At 65.0% G+C, this 5,624-nt stretch carries 6 protein-coding genes; all 6 read left to right on the top strand.

What is annotated here, in order from left to right; genetic code table 11:
* Nucleotides 1-336: nitronate monooxygenase (locus tag BRAO375_RS11270; protein ID WP_035639974.1), on the top strand; the 336-nt coding region annotated here is incomplete at its 5' end.
* Between the two features lie 108 nt (nt 337-444).
* Complete coding sequence (gene gatC, locus BRAO375_RS11265; protein ID WP_009027600.1) at nt 445-732, top strand: Asp-tRNA(Asn)/Glu-tRNA(Gln) amidotransferase subunit GatC; 288 nt, start codon at nt 445-447, stop codon at nt 730-732.
* 65 nt (nt 733-797) lie between these two features.
* Complete coding sequence (locus BRAO375_RS11260) at nt 798-1,040, top strand: hypothetical protein (protein WP_009027599.1); 243 nt, start codon at nt 798-800, stop codon at nt 1,038-1,040.
* Nucleotides 1,037-2,512: an Asp-tRNA(Asn)/Glu-tRNA(Gln) amidotransferase subunit GatA gene (gatA, locus tag BRAO375_RS11255; RefSeq protein ID WP_009027598.1), complete on the top strand. Its 1,476-nt coding sequence runs from the start codon at nt 1,037-1,039 to the stop codon at nt 2,510-2,512. The genes BRAO375_RS11260 and gatA overlap by 4 nt, the downstream gene beginning before the upstream one ends.
* On the top strand, nt 2,503-2,799 hold the full coding sequence (locus BRAO375_RS11250) for a hypothetical protein (protein WP_035639973.1): 297 nt from the start codon (nt 2,503-2,505) through the stop codon (nt 2,797-2,799). Before gatA ends, BRAO375_RS11250 begins: the two co-directional genes overlap by 10 nt.
* 5 nt (nt 2,800-2,804) lie before the next feature.
* Nucleotides 2,805-4,283, top strand: coding sequence for an Asp-tRNA(Asn)/Glu-tRNA(Gln) amidotransferase subunit GatB (gene gatB / locus BRAO375_RS11245; protein ID WP_009027596.1), 1,479 nt, complete (start codon nt 2,805-2,807; stop codon nt 4,281-4,283).
* The last annotated feature ends 1,341 nt before the right edge of the window (nt 4,284-5,624 follow it).

Here is a 5,624-nt window from a genome sequence, read left to right as displayed (position 1 = left end):
GCCGANNAGGTCAGCGCGATCGCGCGCGCCGCGCTGGCCGCCGCCGATGACGAATCGACCGTCATCACCAATGTCATGACCGGGCGGCTGGCGCGCGGCGTCGCCAACCGGGTGATGCGCGAGGTCGGGCCGATCTCGCCGGACGCGCCGGCGTTTCCGCATGCGGCGACCGCGCTCGGCCCGCTCAAGGCGGCCGCGGAGAAGCAGGGCAAGGTCGATTTCACCAATCTCTGGGCCGGGCAGGCGCTGCCGCTCGGGCGAGAGAGACCGGCGGCAGAGCTCACGCGGACGCTGGCCGAGCAGGCCCTGGCGCGGCTCGCGAAGCTGGCGGGTTGACGACAGGGGCAGGGCGATGCCCCGGGAAAGCCCGAAGCCTGCCGGTTGCGGCGCGAAAGCGGGCTCTGCTATAGGGCGGGTTCACTGTTTCCCGCGAGGCCCTATATAATGTCGGTCGATGCCGCCACCGTCCGCCGGATCGCGCAATTGGCGCGGATCGCTGTCACTGACGCCGAGGTCCCGCATCTGCAGGGCGAGCTCAATGCGATGCTGGCCTTCGTGGAGCAATTGTCCGAGGTCAATGTCGAGGGCGTCGAGCCGATGACCTCGGTGACCCCGATGGCGATGAAGAAGCGCCAGGACGTCGTCACGGACGGCGACATCGCCGACGACATCGTCAAGAACGCGCCCATGACCGAGAACAACTTCTTTCTCGTGCCGAAGGTCGTGGAATAGCCAGGGCAGGTCAGCGCGCTTAGCGCGCGCCATCTGCTCCTCCAACCGACAAGCGAGCCAACGCCATGTGCCTGCTCTGCGACGATGAAGCGGCCTACAAGGCCTATATGGATTATCTCGACGCCATGGAGCGGCAGGGCAAGGCCGCCGATCCGGACAAGACCGTCAACGAGATCCTCGACCAGCTCGAAGCGGCCAATACCGACAAGGCGAATACCACCAAGGCGAAGACGAACAAGTTCTTCGCCGACGATGCCGCCGACGACAAGACGCTCTCCCCGTTCTTCTGCAGCCCGATCAACAAATGACCGATTTGACTTCGCTGACGCTCGCCGAGGCCCGCAAGGGTCTCGCGGACAAGACCTTCACGTCGCTCGAGCTGACCGACGCCCATCTCAAGGCGATGGAAGAGGCGCGGGCGCTCAACGCCTTCGTGATGGAGACGCCGGACCAGGCGCGCGCGATGGCGCGCGAGGCCGACGCCAAGATCAACAAGGGCGAGGGTGGACCGCTGGCGGGTATTCCGCTCGGGATCAAGGACCTGTTCGCGACCAAGGACGTCCGCACCACCGCGTGCTCGAAGATCCTCGGCAATTTCGTGCCGACCTACGAGTCGACCGTCACGTCGCAGCTTTGGCGCGACGGCGCGGTCATGCTCGGCAAGCTCAACAATGACGAGTTCGCGATGGGCTCGTCGAACGAGACCTCGTGCTTCGGCCCGGTCGGCAACCCCTGGCGACGCGAGGGCTCCAACACCACGCTGGTGCCGGGCGGCTCGTCCGGCGGCTCGGCCTCGGCCGTGGCGGCGCTGCTGTGCATGGGCGCGACCGCGACCGACACCGGCGGCTCGATCCGCCAGCCCGCGGCGTTCACCGCCACCGTCGGCATCAAGCCGACCTATGGCCGCTGCTCGCGCTGGGGCATCGTCGCCTTCGCATCGTCGCTCGACCAGGCCGGACCGATCGCGCGCTCGACCCGCGACGCCGCGATCCTGCTGCGCTCGATGGCCGGCCACGATCCGAAGGACACCACCTCGGTCGACATCCCCGTGCCGGACTATGAAGCCGCGATCGGCAAGTCCGTGAAGGGCATGAAGATCGGCATTCCCCGGGAGTATCGCCTCGACGGCATGCCGGCCGAGATCGAGAAGCTGTGGAGTGAAGGCCGCAAGTGGCTGGAAGCCGCCGGCGCAGAGACCGTCGAGGTGTCGCTGCCGCACACCAAATACGCGCTGCCGGCCTATTACATCGTGGCCCCGGCGGAGGCGTCCTCGAACCTGGCCCGCTACGATGGCGTCCGCTACGGCCTGCGCGTGCCGGGCAAGTCGATCGGCGAGCTCTATGAGAACACCCGCGCCGAAGGGTTCGGGCCTGAGGTCCGCCGCCGCGTCATGATCGGCACCTATGTGCTGTCGGCCGGCTATTACGACGCCTATTACATCCGGGCGCAGCGGGTCCGGACCCTCATCAAGAAGGATTTCGAGGACTGCTTCGCCAAGGGCGTGAACGCGATCCTCACGCCGGCGACGCCGTCGGCCGCCTTCGGCATCGGCGAGAAGGGCGGCGCCGATCCGGTCGAGATGTATCTCAACGACATCTTCACGGTGACGGTGAACATGGCCGGCCTGCCGGGCATCGCGGTGCCGGCCGGCAAGGACGCCCAGGGCCTGCCGCTCGGGCTGCAGCTGATCGGCCGTCCGTTCGACGAAGAGACGCTGTTCTCGCTCGGCGAGGTGATCGAGCAGGCGGCGGGACGCTTCACGCCGGTCCGGTGGTGGTAAGCGTCGCCGATTTCAAGACGAGCCTTGCGGGCGACGCGCCCGCGGCCGGCCTGTCGCCGGTGCTGACCGGCCTGTGGTGGCTGGCGAAGGGCGATTGGGACCGGGCGCACAGGATCATCCAGGACGAGACCGGCCGCGATGCGGCCTGGGCGCACGCGCATCTGCATCGCGTCGAGGGCGACCTCGGCAATGCCGCCTACTGGTATCGCCAGGCCGGGCAGCCGGCGGCGAAAGATGCGCTGGATATCGAATTCGAGCGGATCGTCTCCGCGCTGATGGGGAGTTGAGGGCCATGACGGCAACCAGCGGCAAGCTGATGAAGGGCGCCACGGGTGACTGGGAGGTCGTGATCGGCATGGAGATCCACGCCCAGGTCACCTCGAAGTCGAAACTGTTCTCGGGCGCCTCCACCGCCTTCGGCGGCGATCCCAATACCCACGTGTCGCTGGTCGACGTCGCGATGCCGGGCATGCTGCCGGTCATCAACGAGGAGTGCGTGCGCCAGGCCGTGCGCACCGGGCTCGGGCTGAACGCCAAGATCAACCTGCGCTCGGTGTTCGACCGCAAGAACTATTTCTACCCCGACCTGCCGCAGGGCTACCAGATCAGCCAGTACAAGGACCCCATCGTGGGCGAGGGCGAGATCACGGTCGAGCTCGACGGCGGCAAGACCGCAACGATCGGCATCGAGCGCCTGCACATCGAGCAGGATCCGGGCAAGATGCTGCACGACCAGTCGCCGTCGCTCTCCTATATCGACTACAACCGCTGCGGCGTGGCGCTGATGGAGATCGTCTCCAAGCCTGACATCCGCGACGCCGAGCAGGCCAAGGCCTACGTGACCAAGCTGCGCTCGATCATGCGCTATCTTGGCACCTGCGACGGCGACATGGAGAAGGGATCCCTGCGCGCCGACGTCAACGTCTCCGTGCGCAAGCCGGGCGGCCCGCTCGGCACCCGCTGCGAGATCAAGAACATCAACTCCATCAGCTTCATCGGCCAGGCGGTCGAGGCCGAGGCGCGGCGCCAGATCGAGATCATCGAGGACGGCGGCGTGATCGAGCAGGAAACCCGCCGGTTCGATCCCGACAAGGGCGAGACGCGCTCGATGCGGTCCAAGGAGGAGGCGCACGACTACCGTTACTTCCCCGACCCGGACCTCCTGCCGCTGGAGTTCGACCAGGCCTTCGTCGACGCGCTGAAGGCGGCGCTGCCGGAGCTGCCGGACCAGAAGAAGGCGCGCTTCATCGCCGATCTCGGCCTCTCGCCCTACGACGCCTCGGTGCTGGTGGCCGAGCGCGAGAGCGCCGCGTTCTATGAGAGCGTGCTGGAAGCGCTGTCCGACCGGGCGCGCGACGGCAAGCTCGCCGCTAACTGGGTGATCAACGAGCTGTTCGGCCGCCTCAACAAGGAAGGCCGCGACATCTCGTCCTCTCCGGTGTCGGCGTCTCAGCTCGCCGCCATCGTCGCGCTGATCGGCGAGGGCACGATCTCCGGCAAGATCGCCAAGGACCTGTTCGAGATCGTCTGGAGCGAGGGCGGCGACCCGCGCGAGCTGGTCGAGAGCCGCGGCATGAAGCAGGTCACCGATCTCGGCGCCATCGAGAAGGTCGTCGACGAGATCATCGCTGCCAATCCGGACAAGGTCGCGCAGGCCAAGGCGAAGCCGCAGCTCGCCGGCTGGTTCGTCGGCCAGGTGATGAAGTCGTCGGGCGGCAAGGCCAACCCGCAGGCGGTCAACGATCTCCTCAAGAGCAAGCTCGGCATCTGAAACGACGATCACTGATCTTCGTTCCGACGGCGCGCACAGGGTGCGCGCCGTTTTCGTTTGGGCTCGCGTCCAGCGAATCGCCGCACGCGATTCGCAAAAAAGCCACCGTTGACGAGCGTCCGAACGCACACGAGGGCGTGTGCAATGAAAATTTTTTCGTTGCCAATTTTTACGACTCAGAGTCCGCGAGCACCGCTCGATGTGCGACTCCGCGTGTCGACTCCGTGCCGAGGCCGCTTTCGACGCCTCGCGCAGCCATTTCAAAAAATACTTGCAGTGCAGGCTTTTTTTGCGATCGCTATTAGTAGCACGCTCGCCGTTGCGCGGACGCGGAAACGCATTTCCGATGTCGACCGTCGTGCTGCTTCGCGCGTTTCGTCAGCCGCACACGCGCGCGCGTGTCAACACTTCCTTAAGCCGGAAGCTGTTTTTTTTCACTCGTTGGTGTATCGATATGGAGTGCATCTCGATTCCCGAGTGCACGCATCGACTAAGCCAACTCATATCGGAGGGCAACATGGCCAAGAAAGCGAAGAAGGCGAAGAAGGCAGTGAAGAAGGTCGCGAAGACCGCGGCGAAGAAGACTGCCAAGAAGACCAAGAAGGTCGCCAAGAAGAAGTAACTCTCGCAGTTCGCTGCGAGATGAGTCCGGCAGCTGATGCCGGCACGTCGTTGGAGCGAAGGGTCGCTCAGGCTCCTTGAGAGCTGGCCGATCTTCGAAGCTCCGATTGACGATAGAGGGTGTCGGCGAGACATCAGGTCAACGGTCGGATCGAACTCAAGACGGCATTGCCGTCGCGGGCCGGTCCGGCAGAAGAAACAGGATTTCTTCGTTCGGTGCAGATCGCCATTCGGTCTGCAATCTCGCAAGCGGCTCTTCAGCCAGAGCGAGATCTGGTCCTGACGTGTTCGCCGACGCCCTCGATCCCTCGTGATATCCTTGGCGATATGCTTGGCGATATCCCTGGCGCTGCGCCCGAATGCCGTCGGCACGCCCCTTCCACTGCTCACATCATCTGTAGCTCCGGCGCGACCGCCGCTCGCTCTGAGCGGCTGCTTCCGCGTCCAAGCCGTTGCGCAGCCTTGTCTGATTGCGCGCGCTTACGCGCCGGCCTGTCGATCGCCCATTGCCGCGCCATTGCCAGGGGTTGCAGGGCGAGCGGGTGCCGCCGTTTCGGCGATGGTTACAGGTTGGCCAAACAGAACGGTAAACCGCTCTTTGCCGCTTCAAAAAATCTTATCTGAATCAAGCATTTGCGCTACGGCCCGAAGGATCGGCCGGTTTGCGTTCAGGCTTCCTTCAGCACAATGCTTAAACTGCCTTTCAAACTTGATCCGCAT

Source organism: Bradyrhizobium sp. ORS 375 (assembly GCF_000239775.1).
Taxonomy (GTDB): domain Bacteria; phylum Pseudomonadota; class Alphaproteobacteria; order Rhizobiales; family Xanthobacteraceae; genus Bradyrhizobium.
The sequence above is the reverse complement of the archived record's forward strand: the minus strand, read 5'-3'. Positions and strand labels throughout refer to the sequence as shown.